Below are 18412 nucleotides of genomic sequence, written 5' to 3' on the forward strand. Positions count from 1 at the left end.
TCCCGGTCTTGCAACTTTGCTGATTTTGCATGCTCGATATTTTGCGTCCAATATCGTTTGAGCAATCAGTAATTCGATTTGGGAATTAAAGGATGGACTACAAGCTGATGCAGTCCTTCGTGGCTGTTGCGGAAGAGCTGCATTTCGGGCGTGCTGCGGCGCGCCTGCATATCTCGCAGCCGCCTCTGACAAAGCAGATCCAGCAACTGGAACAGTTCATGGGTGTGCGCCTGCTGGAGCGCACCAAACGTAAGGTCGAGCTGACTCCGGCGGGGCGCGTGTTCCTTGATGAAGCGAGGGCCGTGCTTCATCAGACAGAGCAAGCGGTGGAGCTTGCACGCAAAGCCGATCGCGGTGAAACCGGCCATCTGGCCGTCGGGTTCATCGACGCGGCTATCTACAGCGTGGTGCCTTCTGTCGTTCGGCGCTTCACCGAGCACTATCCTGAGGTCGAGTTGAGCCTGACCGATCTGCGCATTCCCAATCAGGTCAGGGCCGTGGTCGAACGCCAGCTCGATATAGGTTTTATTCATCCTCCCGTCGTTCACAAGGCATTGAAGGTCGAAAGCATACTGGTCGAACCGCTGATCGTGGCCCTGCCGGAAACGCATCGGCTGGCCTCCGAAGCAGAGGTCCCGCTAGCCGACCTGGCCTCCGAAGCGCTGATTCAATTCCCACGCAGCATCAATCCGTCCCTCTATGACGAGATCATCGGGCTGTGCCGTTCATCCGGCTTCAGCCCGAGGATCGTGCGCGAAGCAACGCCCAAGCAGACGATCATCGGACTTGTATCGGTCGGGCTGGGCGTCTCGCTGCTACCCGCCTGCCTGCAAAACCTGCGCCGGAGCGGCGTCGTCTATCGCCCTATTCAGGGCCGAAGCTTGTCTATCGACACGTCGATCATCTACCGGCGTGAACAGCCCTCGCCGGTGCTGAAGGCTTTCCTCGAAATCGTGCGCGAGACGTTGTGAAGGAAACAAGGCCGCAATGATGCGTTATCAGGGGAAGTCATAGAGGGAGGGCGCAATGAGTGTCGCCGGACATGCCAACTACCTTCAGAATCTCAGTTCTCGCGCCAGCGAACACAGCACCTTTGCCTTTTCGGATGGACAATTCGATGTGGCGCGTCGGGGCTATACTGATCTTGTAGAGGGCTCGATCCTTTCGACCAGCCACCTTGTTATGGGCACCTTGGAAGGCGGTGCCGCTCGCCACCGCTACGTGACCGATTGCGGATACCGCTACGATGGCATCGATACGCCCGGCTCCGTCTCCGTCTTGCCGGCAAATTCCCAGCGTCGCCTCAGGCTTGAAGCCGTGTCATGGCGCTGGGCAGGTGTCGCGATCTCGCCCGGCCGGTTCCGAGACTTGACTGACGGCGCCAAAATTCGCGCGTTCAGCACTAGGGATGACCGGTTTTTGGCCGCTTTGCTGAGCGAACTCGCTTGGCACCAAGACCAGGATGGTCATCTTGATCCCGCATACCTCGATGGGATGTTGATGGCGCTCGCCCAGCATCTGAAGATCCGCTACGGACCGGGAAACCGGCCGGCTGCGCAGCGCCCCCTGAAGCTGCCACCACGGATGCTCCGCCGCATCGCCGACTACATTGAGGCTCAGCTGCCTGGAGAAATCCGCGTCGCGACATTAGCGAGGTTGATTGACCTGTCGGACGGTCACTTTCATCGCGCCTTCCGCGCATCAACCGGACGAACTCCTCTTCAATTCGTAAACGAGTTGCGGGTGCAGAGGGCTGTTCAAATGCTCGCGCGACACCCGACCAATATTGCAGAACTCGCGTTTTCGGTCGGATTCTCAAGTCCAACGCACTTCGCGCGGGTATTTCGCAGAGTAGTGGGATGCCTTCCGTCAGAATATCGATCTCACTGAAATGTGTTTGAACGGTCTGGCGACATTTTCCAAAAAATATCAGTTTTCCGCGCTCCCGATCAGGATCGTGAGCGACCTTCCGCTGCGAAAACTCTAATCCTCGAGTCTGGTAAACAAGGCACGGAGACTGAGATGCGACGAGTTCACAGGCGGACAATCTTGCAGGCTGCGGGCGCGGCGATCGGCGCGATGGCAGTCGGGTCCATTGGTGGCGGCCACGCATTTGCCCAGGCGACAGCCGATCGGTCCATCATCCGGCGGGCGATCCCGAAGACCCGGGAGGAGATTCCGGTCGTCGGCCTCGGCACATTCGAGACGTTCGACGTGCTCCCGGGCGAACCCCGCGCGCACATCCGTGAGATTATGCGCCGCTTTCATGAGGCTGGCGGACGGGTGGTCGATACGTCGCCGCTGTATGGCATGTCGGAGGTGAGCGTCGGCGACTTCGCGACCGAACTTGGTATCGCCGACGATCTCTTCATCACCAACAAGACGTGGACGACCGGAGAATGGCTTTCCGATGAAAGCCATTCGGAAGCACAGTTCCGCCGTTCGATGGAGCGGCTGTGGCGCAGCAGGATGGACGTCCAGCAGGTTCACAGTCTGGAAAATGTCGATCAAGTCCTGCATACGCTTCGGCGATGGAAGAGCGAGGGGCGCGTCCGATATATCGGCGTTACGCAGTGGAGCCCCGAATATTACGATACCATGGAGCGGCTGATCCGCAGTGGTGATCTCGACTTCGTTCAGGTCAACTACACGATTTTCTCGCGCCAGGCGGAGGCGCGCATCCTGCCAGCTTGCGCGGACAATGGCGTTGCCGTCCAAGTCAACATCCCGTTCGAGAAGGCGCGGCTCTTCACCTGCGTCGAGGGCAGGCCGCTTCCCGAATTCGCCGCAGAGTTCGGCGCAAAGAGCTGGGCGCAGTTCTTCCTGAAATTCATAATCGCCCACCCGGCCGTCACGAATGTGATACCTGCGACGAGCAATCCCGACCACCTGACCGACAACGTGGGCGCTCTCTACGGCAATCTCCCGGATGAAGCCATGCGGGCGAGGATGTTCCGGCAGATGGAAAGTATCAAGGGCTTCGCCAATACGCTGCGCCAGCCGCCCTATCCGGGCAAGAACTATGGTGGGGTTGTCACCTGGCCGTTCAGGAGGAGCTGAGCGTGGGAATTGGGTGCGGAAAGAAGGCCTTGCTTTTCATCGGACTCACTGTCGGTTTTGCGTCTGCAGCGGGCGCCGAAGTCGGAGGGCGTCTCGCGATCGGAGATTTCGTGATCGATGCCAGCGAGGTCACCATCGGGCAGTTTCGTGAATTCGCGGAAGCGACCGGTCTTAAGACCGCCGCCGAGAAATCGGGCGGCGGCTTCGAGTGGGGTTCTGGCTGGGAGCGTCGCGCCGGTTGGACCGTCTATCGCCCGTTCGGCGTTGAACCAGCGTCCCTTGACGAGCCGGCCGTACATGTGAGCTGGGACGAGGCGTCCGCATTTTGCCGCTGGCGCAACGGGCGACTGCCAACCGCACAGGAGTGGCGTCGTGCCGCCTACACCGAAACGCGGGCATCATCAGCCGGCTTCGAAGCTGGGCGTGTCTACCGCTTTCCTTCCGGCGAGACAGCCGACGGGATGAACACGCGAGATGGCGATCCCTGGCCTCGCCATGCGAGCGTCGGATCGACGCCCCCGGGCGTCAACGGTCTCTACGATATGGGAGGCAATGTCTGGGAGTGGATTGCGGATCGGCGCGGCGGAGAGGCGCTCACGGCGGGCGGCTCGTGGTGGTATGGCAGTGAACAGACGACAGCTGACGCCATGCAGTGGAAGCGGTTCGACTTTTACGCAGTCTATGTCGGATTTCGTTGTGCGTATCCGTCGCCCTCGTGATTCTGGCTGTTTCAAACCAGTCATGGCGGGGTCTCGCGCTCGGCCTTCGCTGCCTTGAGTGCACGGTGAGGGCGACGACCGGCTACGGCATTCTCAGGCTCGGCCACCAATGAAATCCAACACCATGGGTGTAAGCGCGGCGGGTGTTGGCGGAACTGGTGGCTTCGACATAAGCGTGGGCGCGCTCCGTCAGATCCAGCAGATGCGCTGGCAGGGAGGGGGTTCGCTCGGAGCAGGAACGATGTGGGGCTGTGTCCGGTTAACCGCGCATCGTCGGCTATGACCAGGCCGCCTGGATATCGGTTTGAGAAAAGTCGTCGCCCTTGAACAGCAGCGGTTCGCCAGATGCCTTGGCCAAAGCATAGGCAAAGCAGTCGCCGAAATTGAGACCGGCTTTGTGGCGGCCTTTGCCGAAATCGAGAAAAGCCTGTCGTGCCAGTTCTCCATGCTCGACGGTGACGGGCTCGACGATAATGCCGGCACGCCGGAAGAAAGCTTCAGCCTGGCGCATACCGTCAGGCCCGAGCTGGCTTTCCACCACCATGGACAACTCAACATAATTCGCGACGCTCATCCTGGCGGTTTCGGCGTCGTGGACAGATTTTACAAAGCTTGCAGCTTCGGGCTCGCGGTAAAGGATTGCGACCAGTGCTGAGGTATCGACAATCATTTCGGAATGCCGTGTTCGTCATAGAGAAGATCAGCGTGATCGACATAGGGGTGTTTCACGTGCGCGGCGGCGCGGTCAGCAATCGCCAGAAGTTCCTCGACGCTCGCTCGGCCCTTTCGGCGTTCGATTGTCGCAAGGCGCTCGCGCAACGCCTCAGTCACGACACGAGTCATGCTTTCTCCCGTGGCGTGGGAGATTGCCTGTGCCAAGCGATGGGCTTCCGGATCCTTGATGCTGAGGCTCATCAGCGCCAACCTTTGTCTAGAAAAACAGCATTATTTCTAGCTTTCTACATAAAAACCGCGCCGATTTCAAGCCTGCAAAATAACGTCCGGTGGGCCGAAGCTGAAAACAGTCCAGTCTCCTTCGCGCCGTAGCGGACAAGTCATCTTCAGACAGCAATTCTCTGAGCGAACACCGAGCAACCGGGCATCAACGTCTCTAGCCCATCGACGAGCATGTCCGACGCTTCTGCAAGAGCATCGTCTGGCATCGTCTCAAGGCTTTCCAATACAAACCACATTCGTCCAGCCGCAGCATCCAGTCGAGTGCGGGTGCCCTGCCGCCAGTTCCATCGCCGACATGTTGCGCCTGCGTCGTCTCGCCAGATGACCTCTCCAGGGAGGGGATTTTCGATCACCGCTTCGCCGTTCATGACCGTTTCGAATGTCTCGCTTCCGTCGGCCACAGTCAAAAGCGGACGTCCGAGATAGGCATCGTAATTCTCGCCGCCAACGGGAATGGCATATTTGAGACTGACAGCGTTGTAGAGATCGACGATGGGATTGATAGAAGGGATTGATCCGTCTTTTAACACCCGCCTTCTCAGCGCCTGCGCCGAACATGGCGTCCGTTTAGGCTTTGATCCAAATCGGACATAGGCGTCGGCCCAACTCGCCAAATGGGCCTCAGCCCAGGTCGGGCCGCCCTGCAATACATAATTGCAGGCATCTGTCAGAAGTTTTGGTGAGAGGCTCCCTTGCCCAGCGTTTGTCGCGTCGACATGAATGCTCATCGCCCTAAATCCAGGCGCGATTTCCTTGATCCGTTCGTCGATCACGGGTGACTCACCATCTATTGCTAACATCAGACTTCCACTCAAACCCAATTGCTCACCTTAGACCGGGATCATGTCCGAAACGATCTGGGCGGTATGGCTGGGGCTATCGCCGAGCCCTTGCTTTACCCCTTTTCGATCAGCCTCAGGCCGATTTTGGCTCATCTTCCGCTTCCCCTGCAGCGAAACGATCGGCATGCGAATGCCGACAATGCCGCGTAGCTGAGCCTTGATGTAGGCTTCGGGGGCATCCGTGACGGCCCACGGCAGCGGGCGTGACGCCTCGTGAATGCCCGTAAGGCGCGACACGACCTCAAGCAGTCGATCGGCCTCCGTGAAGAACTCCACCGGCCCACTCGCATGGATTGCTGTGTAGTTCCACGTCGGGACGACCTTCCCGTGCTCGGCTTTTGAGGCATACCAAGAGGGGGTCACATAGGCGTCGGGTCCCATGAAGACTGCAAGTCCATGTCCAATGACATTGGCCTGCCACTGCGGGTTCGGTCGAGCGAGATGCGCATAGAGGACGCCCTTTTCTGCCTCAGTCTCATCGAGGAACATCGGTAAGGGTGTGGCCATCGGGCCATCGGGTGTAGCCGTTACGAAATCGGCGAGGCGACATTGCCGCATCATTGCATAGAGTTCGGCCGCGTCTTCCACGGCAAAGGCTGGCGGGGTGTACATAAGCATCTCCTTGACGTGAGCGCATTATTCACATCAGGTGGCCCAAAATACACCGCCAGTTAGGGAATGTTTTGTTGGTCCAGTCTCGAAAAGGCTCAAGAAAAACCGGCGCGACCCGCCGCATCTACCTTTCCTTGCGTGACCAAGTCATGTCTGGCGTTTACGCGCCGGGCGACAGATTGCCTTCGAGCCGCGCGCTTGCGGACCAACTCGGTGTCTCCAGGACCACCGTAACGGCTGCCTACGACCAGTTGATCTCTGAGGGATACATTCAGGTGCGGCAGGGTACGCGGCCGACGGTCACCTCTAGTGGGCGACCTGCCGATACTGGAGAAGCACCGCAGGGGCGGGAAACCGCGCCTCAGGTGTCTGAGTATGCCTCGCGCGTAATGGCGTTGCCGAAGAACATCAGCGCCGAACAGGAAGCCTTGCAATACGACTTTCGGTACGGAGACATCGCTTCATCTGACTTTCCCAAGCTTGCCTGGCGGCGTGCCTTGAACTCCGCAGTTCTGGCTCACAAAGAACGGCTTGGCTATGAGCACCCAGCCGGGAATCTGGCACTTCGCCATGCCTTGCAAGGTTATCTCTGGCGAGCCCGTGGCATTGAATGCGATGTCTCGCAGATGATCATCGTCAGCGGTTCCCAGCAGGCGTTGGACCTGTGTGCGCGGGTACTTGTCGATCCTGGAGGCTTAGTTGTCCTCGAGGAGCCTTGCTACGCGATGGCCCGGAACGTGATGCTTGCTACAGGGGCAAAGTCCATTCCAGTATATTGCGACAGGGACGGAATGGATACCACTCAGCTTCCCGATCCGAAGGGTGTCGCCCTGGCATTTGTGACGCCCAGTCATCAGTTTCCGTTGGGTGGCGTCCTACCCTCTCATCGTCGCCAGGCCCTTATTGAATGGGCGAACGCCGGGAACACTTACATCATCGAGGACGATTACGACGGCGAGTATCGCTATGACGTACGTCCGATCCCCCCGCTGTCGATTACCGGTCAGGGTCGGGTCATCTATGTCGGCACCGTATCCAAGACCCTGTCGCCGACACTTCGACTTGGTTACATAGTGCTGCCTGGCAAGCTTGTCGACCCCTTCGTACGTTGCAAGCAGATCACGGATCGCCACAGCTCGAGCTTCGAGCAAGAGGCGCTCGCCGCAATGATCGAATCGGGAGCATATGAGAGCCATGTTCGGAAGATGAGGCGACTGAACGCGGAAAGACGTGCCGTTTTCTTAAAAGCAATGGCGGACGCGTTTGGCGGCGAGGTTGATATCGTAGGAACGTCGGCGGGTCTTCATGTCGTCGTGTGGTTCAACCGCATGGCGGCAAGCGATGAAGAGAGTTTCGCCGCCCGTGCCAGGAAGGATGGTGTCGGCATCTATCCAATCTCGCGCTTGTTCGAGGCTCCAACTGATCAACGCGCGGGCTTCATATTCGGATACGCGTCAATCGCTGTTGCGCTGATTGCAAAGGGGATAGATAACCTAGCACGAGTCTACCGATCCAAGTTATGGTCGGCATGACCGGTTTGAGCCCGAGCGGACATGGTGCTGCGGCTGTACAGCCGTTTTCTGGCAAAGGCTGCCGGTCAAAGTCACTTGAGGTTCTGAAGAGGTCGTACCAACGATACGCCAATAGGGAATGGTTCCGTGGATCGATTTTCGTCACTGCAGTTGTTCGTCCGGGTCGTAGATCATGGCAGCTTCACCCATGTCGGTCGTGAACTTGGTATCGGACCGCCTGCCGCGAACAAACAAATCGCGGGGCTTGAGGCTCATTTCGGGACGCAATTTCTCAGCAGAACCTCTCGCGGGCTGCCACCTACTAACGCCGGGCAAGAACTCTTGGCGAACTAGGGGAAGCCGAAGTTCGCATCGGTCAAAAGAGCGGCACCGAAACGGCGAGACTCTACGATATCAGCGTGCCGACCGTTTCACGCATCGCGGCCGAGCATCGCAAGAACCTGGAGATTTTTCTATGCCAACCAGCCCTGACCTCAAGGGGCTCATGAAATTCCTCGCCCGGGACGAATGGAGTGAATGCTTCGACGAGGTGTTTTACGACCATTTCGGGCCGGTCCTCGATGCCAGCGGCATAGACTTCGAGGACATTGCCGAAATCCTCGGTGAAGTTTGGTCCATGACACTCTCGGGTTGCGCCTTCGAGGATTTCCTCACTCAGGATTTTGAAGTCGAGGGCGGTAACATCGTCGATGAATATCTCAAACGCCGCGGCTGGAAGGAAAATGCCCAGGCAAAAGCCTATATGACGGCGCTGCGAACCTCCGTCATGAGCTTGTACGAGGTCAGTGAGGTCGTTCCGGGCAAGTCTCTCATGGCGCGTGACCTCATTCGGGGTGGCGAGCCGCTCGCCGTCAGCGAGGGAACGGCCACGAAAACGCTGAAGCAGTGGGACAGGATTGCTGCCCGCATTGTCTCCGTCATGGGAAAAGATGTCTTTGCCGGCGGACTTTTGCCGTTCACGCCGCAAGCTACCGACGCACTGCTCGATGGCCTGCGGCAGGTGTTCGGCAAAAAAAACGCAAAGAAACTGCCGGCCATCAAGGATGAAGACCTGCAGGCCGCAGCCCCCATGTTCACCCACTCATGGCTGATCGACACGCTTGAGCGGACAATGGACATGCCGCGGCTCCAGAATGCCGACGGGGACGATCTCGTCTTCCACGATGTGAGATTTCCGCTAGCATCCGGCACAACCCAGAAGGACATTGCTCCTCGCGTGAACAGCATTCCCGGCATGTCGCAGGAGAGCGCAAAGTTCTGGAACTGGTTAGAGGACCCACCGCAAAGCAAGAACAAGAAGAACGCCGGGCTTTCTCTCGACACCACCATGGACAGCGGCTTGCGCGTGCTGGGAAATGTTGAGCTCAAGAGTCGCTTCCGCATCTGGCGACCAACTCAACTGAGCGTGCGGAAAAAGGAACGGCCCTGATCCAGAAGATCCTCGGCGATCTCGTGCTCACTCCGCTCACGGAAATCCGCACCGCTGAGCAGATGATGGCCGAACGTTCTTCTCCCGATCAGACAGAAGCGAGATCCGACATTCCGCCCGAAATCGCAGAGCAGATCGTCCATCAGTTCATGGACCGCCAGTATCGTGAAACCCTCGACCAGCCGGTCGGCATGCTCGGCAACAAGACGCCGCGCCAGGCCGCAAAATCAGCATCCGGTCGCCAGCAGGTTGCCGAGTGGCTGAAATATCTCGAAAATCAATCCGCAAAACGGCCAAACTCCGCAGACCCCATGGCGACATACAGTTTCGAGTGGATGTGGCACGAACTCGGCGTCATCGATCTGCGCCAGTAACCCTACCGTCGGTCTGTGTCCTAATACTGCACCGAGACTATCGGCCGCGCCACTGCAGGTAATCCGGATGTTTTCCTGTTCGACGAACCGCTGTCGAATCTCGACACTGAATTGCGCGTCCATATGCGCTCGGAGATCGCACGGCGCCGCCGCAGGACATTTCAGTGACGGTAGAGTGAGGCTCGTCGGCCGACAGTGTTGGGGCACGTTGTGATACAAGCCGCAAGCTTCGATGCCGGCGAGGAAGAAAATTATTTCAAGGCGCCATTTACTGAATTCTAATAAACGCAATGGAGTTTAGGCGCATGGCTCGGTGAGGTCCCCAATTTTATCAGCCCGATGGACGTCGAAATCGAAGGCAACGGACGATATCGACACTCTGATACAGTCGAGGATCTCACCGGCCATGCTTCTAAGTAGCAAGTGGTTGAGCGACCATTATGATGTCCGTGAGAGTTTTAGAGCTTTTTCACGGTCGCAACGACAGCGAGCGCGTTTTCGTGGCGCGCGAAACAAGTTCGCGTGTTCTCCCGGACGATGCCTGGTGATGACGCGCTGGGAAAAGAAGCCCCGCAAGGGTACGGGGCTCAAGAAATGATGAGCAGCGCCCTAGAGCGGGCGACGTCGGAAATTACGCCTCATAGGTCGCATCTTCAAGATGCACGAACTAAGGCTTCAAGCTGCGTCTACGGCCAAGCTTTGTCGTTCGAAGCCTCTCTTTTCCACCGGAAAACTGCTCTGCTCACCTGCAGGAAAACCGCGCGATGCCGCGCAACCGAGCCTTCCCCACATTTTGGCTTTGCCGAACCATCGCGACGTGGCCTGTGCAACTTCCTCATGATTGGCAGCAGCCTCACCACCTTTCTCGCGTGTTTGATCTCAGGAGGCCTCGTGGCTTCATGCAGAGGACCGTGGCGCGGCGCCAGCTTTTGAGAGGTCGTTCGAGATTTGAGAAGCTGCCTGAATAGCCGCGCTGTTCGATATTGTGAAACAGATACCGTCCGCGGCGATTGCCATCTTTCCAGCACGCGGCCGAGAGACACCCGAAAATATAAGGGTGGAACGACGGCAAGGACAAGAATTACAATGTACCATGGACGCTGGTGACGGCCGGGAACGTCGACCCGCTTCTGTCCACGCGCAAGCAATTCCATCCAGGGGTGGGTTTTCACCCCTCATTCCGACAGGTCGGGAAAAGAACCATGACTGATCCAATACAGGTTGATCTGAACTTTTCGCTGAGTTGTAAGGTCGCCCTGGTCACCGGCGGCGCGTCCGGAATCGGCAGCGCCATCGCCTCGGCGTTGGCGGCGAAGGGTGCTGTCGTCGGCGCGTGGTGAGGCGCTGAAGCAGCGCATCCCAACCGGCCGTTTCGCCTTCCCGGAAGAAATAGCCGCCGCCGCCGTGTTTCAACGGCGCGGACCTTTTGATCGACGGCGGCTACACGATTGTCTGACGAGCGGAGAACAGGAGTTACAATGCAGCGGTTCATCAATAATCCTGACGAAGTCGTCGAGGATACGGTTAAGGGCTTCGTCAAGGCGCATGCCGATATCGTCAGGCTCGCAAGTAGCAATCCGCGCGTTATCGTCTCCCGCCATGCGCCGGTCAGCGGCAAGGTCGGCGTCATCACCGGCGGCGGATCGGGCCACGAGCCAGCGTTTATCGGTTATACCGGCCGCAACATGCTGGATGCCGTCGCGGTGGGTGAATTGTTTTCGTCGCCGACCGCCAAGAGTTTCCTTGACGCGGCGCGGGAAGTGAATGGCGGCAATGGCGTCGTCTGCCTCTACGGTAACTATGCCGGCGACAACATGAACGTCAAAATGGCAATCAAGCTTGCGGCGAAGGAAGGCATCACCATCACGACCGTCGTCGCCAATGATGACGTGTGTTCGGCCGGGCCAGACGAGCGGGAGAAACGCCGCGGCGTCGCCGGGGAGATCTTCATGTGGAAGTGCGGTAGCGCCAAGGCGGCAGAGGGTGGAAGCCTCGAAGAGGTTCAAGCAGTCGCGCAACGGGCGATCGACAACTGCCGCTCGATCGGCGTCGGCCTCAGTCCCTGCACCCTGCCGGCTGTCGGACATCCCAATTTCTCGATCGAGCCCGGGACTATGGAGGTCGGCATCGGCCATCACGGTGAGCCGGGCGTGCGGGTCGAACCGCTGAAACAGGCAAGCGAAGTTGCACGCGACATGGCGAATGCCGTTCTCGACGACCACAATCTCGCTGCCGGAACCGAAGTCGCGGTGATTGTCTCAGGTCTCGGAGCCACGCCTCTCAACGAACTCTATATTCTCCATGACACGATCGAGTCCGAAATCACCGGACGCGGACTGAAGATCCAGAAGACCTATATCGGCAACTATTTCACCTCGCTGGAAATGGTTGGCGCGACGCTGACCGTCATGGCGCTGGATGAAGAATTGAAGCGGCTCCTGGACGTCGACGTTCAGTGCCCGGCCATGCTTTGAACGGAAAGGCAGACGAAATGCAGCAATTCCAGAACGCCACATCCGGAGACATCGTCCTTTCCGTAGCTGACCGGATCATCGAGAACCGCGCCTATCTCAGCGAGATCGATGGCAAGATCGGCGATGGCGACCATGGCGTCAACATGGCCAAGGGTTTCGGCATGGCGGCCGAGAGGATCAAGGGCAACGGAATGTCATTGGCCGGCGCCCTCGATACGCTGGGCACGGTCCTCATGACCGAGATCGGCGGCTCGATGGGTCCGCTCTACGGCGTTATGTTTATCCAGTTCGCCGAAATTATCGAAAAGGCCTCAATGATCGATGCGGCAATGTTCAGCAAAATGCTGCACAGCGGGCTTGACGGCATACAGGCCATCGGTTCCGCGAAGGTCGGCGACAAGACGCTTCTCGATACGCTGGTGCCTGCGATCACGGCATTCGATACGGCAAACGGCGACGGCAAGTCGTTTGCGGAATCGCTGAATGCCCTGGTTGCCGCCGCCGAGGCGGGCCGCGACAGCACCCGTGATCTGGTGGCAAAGGTCGGCCGCGCGAGCCGGCTTGGCGAGCGCTCGCTCGGTGTCCTTGATGCCGGTGCGACGTCCTGCGCGCTGATCCTCAAATCGCTGGCGCTCGGCATCGAGGACAGGCTGCAGCCATCCGCATGAAAATCTTGGGCTTTGGCGAGAGCAGGTCGCTGGCCCGCTCGACGATCGCAGGATCGGCATGTCGCACGACGTCCTGAAGACGATCGGCACGCATGGCGGTTGCGGGTGGTTTCGACAATGTGCCGGCAACCCCCAATGTCCGGACCCCGGCGCCGCAGTCAGCATGGACTAACGGGCCTTGTACTTCGCGTCGAGATCATCCATGGCTTTGACATTGCCGGCAGAACGACCGTTGTCATCGAAGGTATGGGCGAGAAACGCATCAGCGATCGACTTTGCAAGCTCTGTTCCGATGACGCGGGCTCCCATCGTGATGATCTGCGCATTATTGGAAAGCGCGGCGCGCTCGGCAGAGTAGGTGTCGTGCGTCAGGGCGGCGCGGATGCCCGGAACCTTGTTGGCCGAAATGCAGACGCCGATGCCGGTGCCGCAAACGAGGATCGCTTTGTGGTAGGTGCCGTCGATGACGCCCGAGGCGACGCGGTCCGAAAGGTTGGCGTAGAAAGGATCGGCACCGGCGCTCGTGCGCGAGACTTCGTGCACTTCAAAGCGGTCTTTTAGATGGTCGGCCAGAACTTTGGCGAGGTCTTCGCCGGCGCTGTCTCCTGCAATGGCAAGCTTCATTGTTCTTTCTCCTCAGAGTTTGGCGGCGCATTTTGCCAGGATGTCGAGGTAGCCTTCGACATTCCAGGCCGAACGGCCAATGAAAAGCCCGTCGATATGCGGGCTCGCGATCAGTTCTTCGCAGTTCTGCGGGTTGACCGATCCGCCGTAAAGGCAGGGGATCTTCCGGCCTAGAATAGCTTCGGCAACGGCGATGATTTCAGACTGGCGAGCATCCGCATAATCCGCAGTCGCCGGAATGCCCTTTTCGCCGATCGCCCAGACGGGTTCGTAGGCCAGCAGGATTTCGGCGTCCTTCTGCCCGCTCGAAAGCTTCGAAAAAGCGCCACGCACCTGGGCCGCCAGGATTTCGGCAGCCTTCCCGCTTTCACGGCCGGAGAGCGTCTCGCCAATGCAGATCAACGGAATGAGACCGTGGCGAATGGCCGCTTCGGTCTTCAGGCCAACTGTCTCGTCGGTCTCTCCAAAATGTTCGCGCCGCTCGGAATGGCCGAGCTCGACGAGATCGAGATTGCAGTCCTTCAGCATCACCGGCGAGATTTCGCCCGTCCAGGCACCCTGGTCGCTCCAATGCATGTTCTGCGCGCCGACCTTCACGGAGGTCTTGGCAAGCATCTCCTTGACCTCGCGTACCGCCGTGAAGGGCGGAATCACGAAGCGCTGGATGCGCGGGTCGCGCGTGGCATCGGCGACTTCGAGGCCGCGCGTGAAATGCTCGGCTTCCGCAAGCGTCTTATTCATCTTCCAGCTGGTGCCAATCCAGAAGCGCGGTTTCTCGGTCATGTCGGATCCTGCGTTGATGCGATGGTGAGCGTAATGCCCGCCTGCTCGAATTCCTCCAGGAAAGCGGCATCCGGTGCGGTGTCGGTGATAACGGCGTCGAAGTCGGCCAGATCCGACATGACATGCAGTGCGGTGTGGCCAATGCGCTGGTGGTTGACCAGAAGGCAGGTTCTGGCCGACGACGCGATCATTGCCCGCTTGGCGCGCACGACGTTGTCGTCCATGTGATAGGCGAGCCTGCCGCTGACTGCCGGCGTCGAAATGAAGGCGATGTCGGCCCTCAGCCGCGATAGTGCCTCTTCGGTGACGACGCCGAGATAGGCGTTAAACTTCGCCGAATAAATGCCCCCGAGCGCGATCAGCGTGATGCCGCTTTCGCCTTTCAGGCGCTCCATGATCGCCGCGTTGTTGGTGATCAACGTCAGCGGACGCTTCTGCAGCAGCATTTCCCCGAGCACGGCCGCCATCGAGCCATCGTTTACCATCACGGTCATTCCCGGCTCGACCAGGCCCAGCGCGGTCTGCGCCATTGCGAGCTTGGCTTCGGTGCCCTGGCGCTCGCGAATGCGGAAGTCGCTTTCGAACTGCATTCCAGCATCAATGGTCGCGCCCCCGCGAACCTTGCGCAGGACGCCAGCCTGCTCGAGATCATCGAGGTCGCGATGGATCGTCATCTTCGACACGGCGAAGCGATCGGCAAGGTCGTCGAGATCGACGGTCTTGTTTTCGATGAGCAGGTTAACAATCAGCTGCTGCCGCTCTTCCCGCCTCATCCCGGTCCTTACATTGTTTGATGTCAAAATAACGAGAAATTTCGTGATACGCAACATTATTTGTGTTATTTTGCGATAAATTTGTGTTGCCGCGACATGCTAACTCAGCAGTATCTGGGCGGTGCGCTCGTCCGTGATGAGCCCGAAAAGGCGGCGGCTGTTGAGAATTGCCCGGATGGCCGGCACTTTCGCCTGTCCACCTGCCAGCGCCACAAGCCGCTCGCTCTTGGTTTTAGGGAAAGACGCGGAGAGCGTGCGCGCTGTTAGCATCGTCTCAAGGATGTGGCCGTCGGCGTCGAAAAAGTGCCCGAGGATCTCGCCGACGCCGCCTGCGGCGGCAATTTCCTCCATTTCTCGGGGCTCAACTACGCCGGACAAAACAAGCTGCGCGTCTGCATCGACAGTTCCCAGGCCGACGAGCTTCAGATCGGAATTGTTGGCCAGATCGAAGACCTCCTTGACGGCACGCTGCGCCTTCAACACTTCGCGGTCCTCGCCGGTATTGGCGAAGAAGGGAACCGGCATGACATAGGCATGGGTACCGGTCTTTTCGGCGATGCGGTGCATCACGTCATACGGATTGGCGCCGTAGTTTCGTGTCAGGCCGCCAAGCAACGAGACGAAGCGCAGGCCCTTCGCGCTCACCCTCGGCATATATTGGACGGCGGCGGAAAGCGTGCGGCCATGACCAAGGCCGATGACCGTATTGTCGCCGCGCTCGATCTCGCGCTTGAGATAGCCGGCGCCCGCATGGCCGAGCGCGCGAAGCGGCAACCCTTCCTCGCCGAGATCGGGTGCGACTTCGCAATATTGAAGCCCAAACCGTTCGGAAAGCCGCATCTCCAGCTCGACGCATTCGACGATATCCCCGTCGATGGTGACTTTGACGACGCCATCAGCAACCGCTCGTGCGATCAGGCGATGCGCCTTTACCGATGGCACGCCGAGGCGCCGGGCGACCTCGGACTGCGTGAGCCCACCCGCATAGTGGAGCCAGGCAGCACGCACGGCTAGCGTATAATCGGCGTCCGTCATCACGGTTCCCTTTCGAATGTCACAGGCGGCGATTGCGCCGTATCGCAGTGCTGCCTTTTAAAGATCCGCGCCTCAGATGTTCAAGTCGGCGACGCCAGTGTCGATATGCGGTGCCCAGAAGGCGACGCTTTCGGCGATCTGCGGGATGACCTGACGATCGTTCGGCTCGCGTTCCTTGAAGGAGAGTTCCAGGCAGATTTCATTGTCCTTTGCCCCACCTTCGGCAAGCGCCTGGAGCAGAGCCGCGGGCTGAATGCGGCCCCTGACGTTGAATTCTGCAGTAAAGGGCCGGTGTCCGCCCTTGTCCATCAGGCTCTGCTTGATGTGGATGATCGGTGATACCGGCGGCACGGCGCGCGCCCAAGCATAGGGGTCGTAGTCGTCGGGGTTGGTGGAGGTGACGTCGCCATGATCGATATCCGCCATCATCCACATCGGGATGGCCAATCCGGCGGCTGCCAACCGCCCCTGCAGCGACAGGCAGGCGGCAATCGTCTCGCCGAACTCGCGGCCGATGCTCATCGGCTCCCAGAAGATGAAGGAAAGCCCTGCAGCGCGTGCGTGGTCGGCTATCTCGGCCCAGCAGTCGATCGCGATCTTGACCAGTTCCTCGCGTCTGGCCGGATCGTCGAAGTCCTTGTAGGTGAAGATTGCAAACTGCGTTCCGATGGAGTGACCGCCGAGATCGGCGGTGATGTCGGCAAAAGTCTTGAACCAGTCGATGTAATAGCGGCGCACATCGGCATCTGGATGTCCGAAGTGGTTGAGGCGGCCGTAAGGCCCCGTCATGCCTGATGTGATCCGCACACCCGTGCGCTTCAGCGCGGCGTTCATGGTGCGCGCCAGGCGGCGGATCACGGGCGCCTGCCAGCTAGGATTGATGAACTCGTGGGTCAGCTGGAGGTCGCGGATCCTCAAATCTCGCGCAACCGTCTCGATGAGGTCGTCGAGGTCGGCGAAGCGATTGACCAGTGGATTGGTATTGAGCGAAAGGGTCAGCGCCATAGGAGTATCCTTCAAGCTGCGGCAAGGCGCATTGAAGCAAACCACTCGCCAAAGGCTGCACGTTGCGCTTCGCTCAGATGCAGGTAATGCTTGGTGCGGCGGTAGAGGATGTCGTCGGCCGTCGCGGCCCACTCCGTCGCAACGAGATAGCGGGCCTCGGCCTCATAAAGCTGCCCGCCGAAATGCCGCCCAAGCCCTTGGATGCCAGTCGCACCTGCAACCACATTCTTCGTGCGGGCGCCATAGAGACGGCCGTAGTGATGCACGAGCTTGCGGGGCATCCACGGATAGGCATCGCGCAGGCTGTTGGCGAAGGTCTCGTAGTCGGCATTCGGAATTTCGCCGCCGGGCAGCGGCGCTTTCTCGGTCCAATCTCCGCCCATCGTCGGAAAAATATGCTTGAGACGTTGCATGCCCCGTTCGGCAAGCTCACGGAATGTGGTGATCTTACCGCCGAAGACGTTGAGCAGAGGAGCGCCGTCCGTCTCGTCGAGATCGAAGACATAGTCGCGGGTAACCGCGGACGGATTGCCCTTGCCGTCGTCGAAAAGTGGACGAACGCCGGAGAAGCTATGCAGCACATCCTCCCGGCGTAGCTTCTCTTTGAAGTAGCGATTGACGGCCTTCAGCAGATAATCAATTTCCGCCTCGTCGGCGGACACGTCCTCGGCGCGGCCTTCATAGGCGATATCGGTCGTCCCGATCAGCGCCTTGTCGCCCTCATAGGGGTTAATAAAAATGACGCGCTTGTCGTGGTTCTGGACCAGATAGGCGTTGGAACCGACCCAGAACTTCGGCACGATGATATGGCTACCCTTCACGAGACGGACGTTGCGGCCGGAGTTCGAGCCGGTGACACGATTGATGATATCCATCACCCAGGGACCGGCGCAGTTGACGAGACATTTTGCGCGGAAGGTTCGCGTCTCTCCCGTGAGGCTGTTTTTCGTCGTAACGATCCAGCTGCCACTCTCACGGCGCGCCGAGACTGCTGCCGACCGAGTGAGAACAGTGGCGCCTTTCTCCGCCGCGCTGACCGCATTCAGGATCACGAGGCGCGCGTCATCGACCCAGCAATCGGAATACTCGAAGCCGCGTGTGAATTGATCGAGGATCGGGGTACCTTCCGGATCGCGCAGCAGATTGAGCGTGCGTGTCCCCGGCAGCTTTTTGCGCCCGCCAAGGTGATCGTAAAGGAACAGGCCGAGCCGCACGAGCCACGCCGGACGATCCTGCGGGCTGTGCGGCAGGACGAAGCGCATCGGCCAGATGATATGCGGCGCGGCATTGAGCAGCACTTCACGCTCGATCAGCGCCTCGCGCACCAGGCGGAATTCGTAATATTCGAGATAGCGCAGACCGCCATGCACCAGCTTGCCCGAGCGAGACGAGGTCCCCTGTGCCAAATCGTCCTTCTCGCACAGCGCGACTTTCAGGCCGCGGCCCGCAGCATCGCGTGCGATTCCCGCGCCGTTGATGCCGCCGCCGATGACGAAGAGATCCAGGAGTTCGGGTTCAGTCATGT

The 18412-nt window shown here is 59.3% G+C and carries 18 protein-coding genes and 5 pseudogenes; 13 read left to right on the forward strand and 10 right to left on the reverse strand.

Annotation, left to right across the window (positions count from 1 at the left end):
* The first annotated feature begins 92 nt into the window (after positions 1-92).
* The 4 genes from BN1800_RS06935 (at position 93) to BN1800_RS06950 (ending at position 3779) form a co-directional block, all read left to right on the forward strand.
* Positions 93-971, forward strand: coding sequence for a LysR family transcriptional regulator (locus tag BN1800_RS06935; protein ID WP_086995873.1), 879 nt, complete (start codon positions 93-95; stop codon positions 969-971).
* Positions 972-1182: 211 nt separating this feature from the next.
* Complete coding sequence (locus BN1800_RS06940) at positions 1183-1890, forward strand: helix-turn-helix transcriptional regulator (RefSeq protein ID WP_179213757.1); 708 nt, start codon at positions 1183-1185, stop codon at positions 1888-1890.
* 132 nt (positions 1891-2022) lie between these two features.
* On the forward strand, positions 2023-3060 hold the full coding sequence (locus tag BN1800_RS06945) for an aldo/keto reductase (RefSeq protein ID WP_086995879.1): 1038 nt from the start codon (positions 2023-2025) through the stop codon (positions 3058-3060).
* A 29-nt stretch (positions 3061-3089) separates the two neighbouring features.
* Complete coding sequence (locus BN1800_RS06950) at positions 3090-3779, forward strand: formylglycine-generating enzyme family protein (RefSeq protein ID WP_027509043.1); 690 nt, start codon at positions 3090-3092, stop codon at positions 3777-3779.
* 277 nt (positions 3780-4056) lie between these two features.
* On the opposite strand, the gene BN1800_RS06955 is transcribed toward BN1800_RS06950, so the two are convergent.
* From BN1800_RS06955 to BN1800_RS06970, 4 genes are all read right to left on the reverse strand, one after another.
* A complete protein-coding gene (locus BN1800_RS06955) occupies positions 4057-4449 on the reverse strand; it encodes a type II toxin-antitoxin system VapC family toxin (protein ID WP_086995882.1) in 393 nt (130 codons plus the stop codon).
* Entirely contained in the window at positions 4446-4694 is a 249-nt protein-coding gene (locus tag BN1800_RS06960) for a type II toxin-antitoxin system VapB family antitoxin (RefSeq protein WP_027509045.1), read from the reverse strand. The genes BN1800_RS06955 and BN1800_RS06960 overlap by 4 nt, the downstream gene beginning before the upstream one ends.
* 146 nt (positions 4695-4840) lie before the next feature.
* Positions 4841-5536, reverse strand: coding sequence for a B3/B4 domain-containing protein (locus BN1800_RS06965; protein ID WP_027509046.1), 696 nt, complete (start codon positions 5534-5536; stop codon positions 4841-4843).
* 30 nt (positions 5537-5566) lie between these two features.
* Entirely contained in the window at positions 5567-6190 is a 624-nt protein-coding gene (locus BN1800_RS06970) for an FMN-binding negative transcriptional regulator (RefSeq protein ID WP_027509047.1), read from the reverse strand.
* Between the two features lie 74 nt (positions 6191-6264).
* Here BN1800_RS06970 and pdxR point away from each other — a divergent pair, with 74 nt between their 5' ends.
* The 9 genes and pseudogenes from pdxR to dhaL all read left to right on the forward strand — a co-directional run bounded on the left by pdxR (position 6265) and on the right by dhaL (position 12667).
* A complete protein-coding gene (gene pdxR / locus BN1800_RS06975; protein WP_086995885.1) occupies positions 6265-7722 on the forward strand; it encodes a MocR-like pyridoxine biosynthesis transcription factor PdxR in 1458 nt (485 codons plus the stop codon).
* A 126-nt stretch (positions 7723-7848) separates the two neighbouring features.
* Positions 7849-8055 (forward strand): LysR family transcriptional regulator, encoded by a 207-nt coding sequence (locus tag BN1800_RS43825; RefSeq protein WP_086995888.1) that lies wholly within the window; start codon positions 7849-7851, stop codon positions 8053-8055.
* A 121-nt stretch (positions 8056-8176) separates the two neighbouring features.
* Positions 8177-9525: pseudogene (locus tag BN1800_RS06985) on the forward strand (DUF7986 domain-containing protein).
* Positions 9526-9564: 39 nt separating this feature from the next.
* Positions 9565-9678, forward strand: a pseudogene (locus BN1800_RS43830) (ABC transporter ATP-binding protein); the annotation flags it as partial.
* Between the two features lie 905 nt (positions 9679-10583).
* Positions 10584-10670: pseudogene (locus BN1800_RS43835) on the forward strand (substrate-binding domain-containing protein); the annotation flags it as partial.
* A gap of 57 nt (positions 10671-10727) precedes the next feature.
* Positions 10728-10853: pseudogene (locus BN1800_RS40180) on the forward strand (D-threitol dehydrogenase); the annotation flags it as partial.
* A gap of 4 nt (positions 10854-10857) precedes the next feature.
* Positions 10858-10981: pseudogene (locus BN1800_RS43840) on the forward strand (D-threitol dehydrogenase); the annotation flags it as partial.
* Between the two features lie 22 nt (positions 10982-11003).
* A complete protein-coding gene (locus BN1800_RS07000; protein ID WP_086995894.1) occupies positions 11004-11999 on the forward strand; it encodes a dihydroxyacetone kinase subunit DhaK in 996 nt (331 codons plus the stop codon).
* Positions 12000-12016: 17 nt separating this feature from the next.
* Positions 12017-12667, forward strand: a complete 651-nt coding sequence (gene dhaL, locus BN1800_RS07005) for a dihydroxyacetone kinase subunit DhaL (RefSeq protein ID WP_027509051.1) — start codon at positions 12017-12019, stop codon at positions 12665-12667.
* A gap of 168 nt (positions 12668-12835) precedes the next feature.
* On the opposite strand, the gene derI is transcribed toward dhaL, so the two are convergent.
* The 6 genes from derI to BN1800_RS07035 all read right to left on the reverse strand — a co-directional run bounded on the left by derI (position 12836) and on the right by BN1800_RS07035 (position 18410).
* Entirely contained in the window at positions 12836-13291 is a 456-nt protein-coding gene (derI, locus tag BN1800_RS07010; protein ID WP_027509052.1) for a D-erythrulose-4-phosphate isomerase, read from the reverse strand.
* Between the two features lie 12 nt (positions 13292-13303).
* Complete coding sequence (locus tag BN1800_RS07015; RefSeq protein ID WP_086995897.1) at positions 13304-14074, reverse strand: triose-phosphate isomerase; 771 nt, start codon at positions 14072-14074, stop codon at positions 13304-13306.
* Positions 14071-14847 (reverse strand): DeoR/GlpR family DNA-binding transcription regulator, encoded by a 777-nt coding sequence (locus BN1800_RS07020; protein WP_027509054.1) that lies wholly within the window; start codon positions 14845-14847, stop codon positions 14071-14073. The genes BN1800_RS07015 and BN1800_RS07020 overlap by 4 nt, the downstream gene beginning before the upstream one ends.
* Positions 14848-14946: 99 nt before the next feature.
* Complete coding sequence (locus BN1800_RS07025; RefSeq protein WP_027509055.1) at positions 14947-15882, reverse strand: sugar-binding transcriptional regulator; 936 nt, start codon at positions 15880-15882, stop codon at positions 14947-14949.
* A 72-nt stretch (positions 15883-15954) separates the two neighbouring features.
* Entirely contained in the window at positions 15955-16887 is a 933-nt protein-coding gene (locus BN1800_RS07030) for a sugar phosphate isomerase/epimerase family protein (RefSeq protein WP_027509056.1), read from the reverse strand.
* Positions 16888-16898: 11 nt separating this feature from the next.
* The gene (locus tag BN1800_RS07035) at positions 16899-18410 is read right to left on the reverse strand and encodes a glycerol-3-phosphate dehydrogenase (RefSeq protein ID WP_086995901.1); all 1512 of its coding nucleotides are present in this window, start codon (positions 18408-18410) and stop codon (positions 16899-16901) included.
* Positions 18411-18412: the final 2 nt, after the last annotated feature.

The sequence above is a fragment of the Rhizobium sullae genome, from assembly GCF_900169785.1.
In the GTDB taxonomy this organism is placed as follows: domain Bacteria; phylum Pseudomonadota; class Alphaproteobacteria; order Rhizobiales; family Rhizobiaceae; genus Rhizobium; species Rhizobium sullae.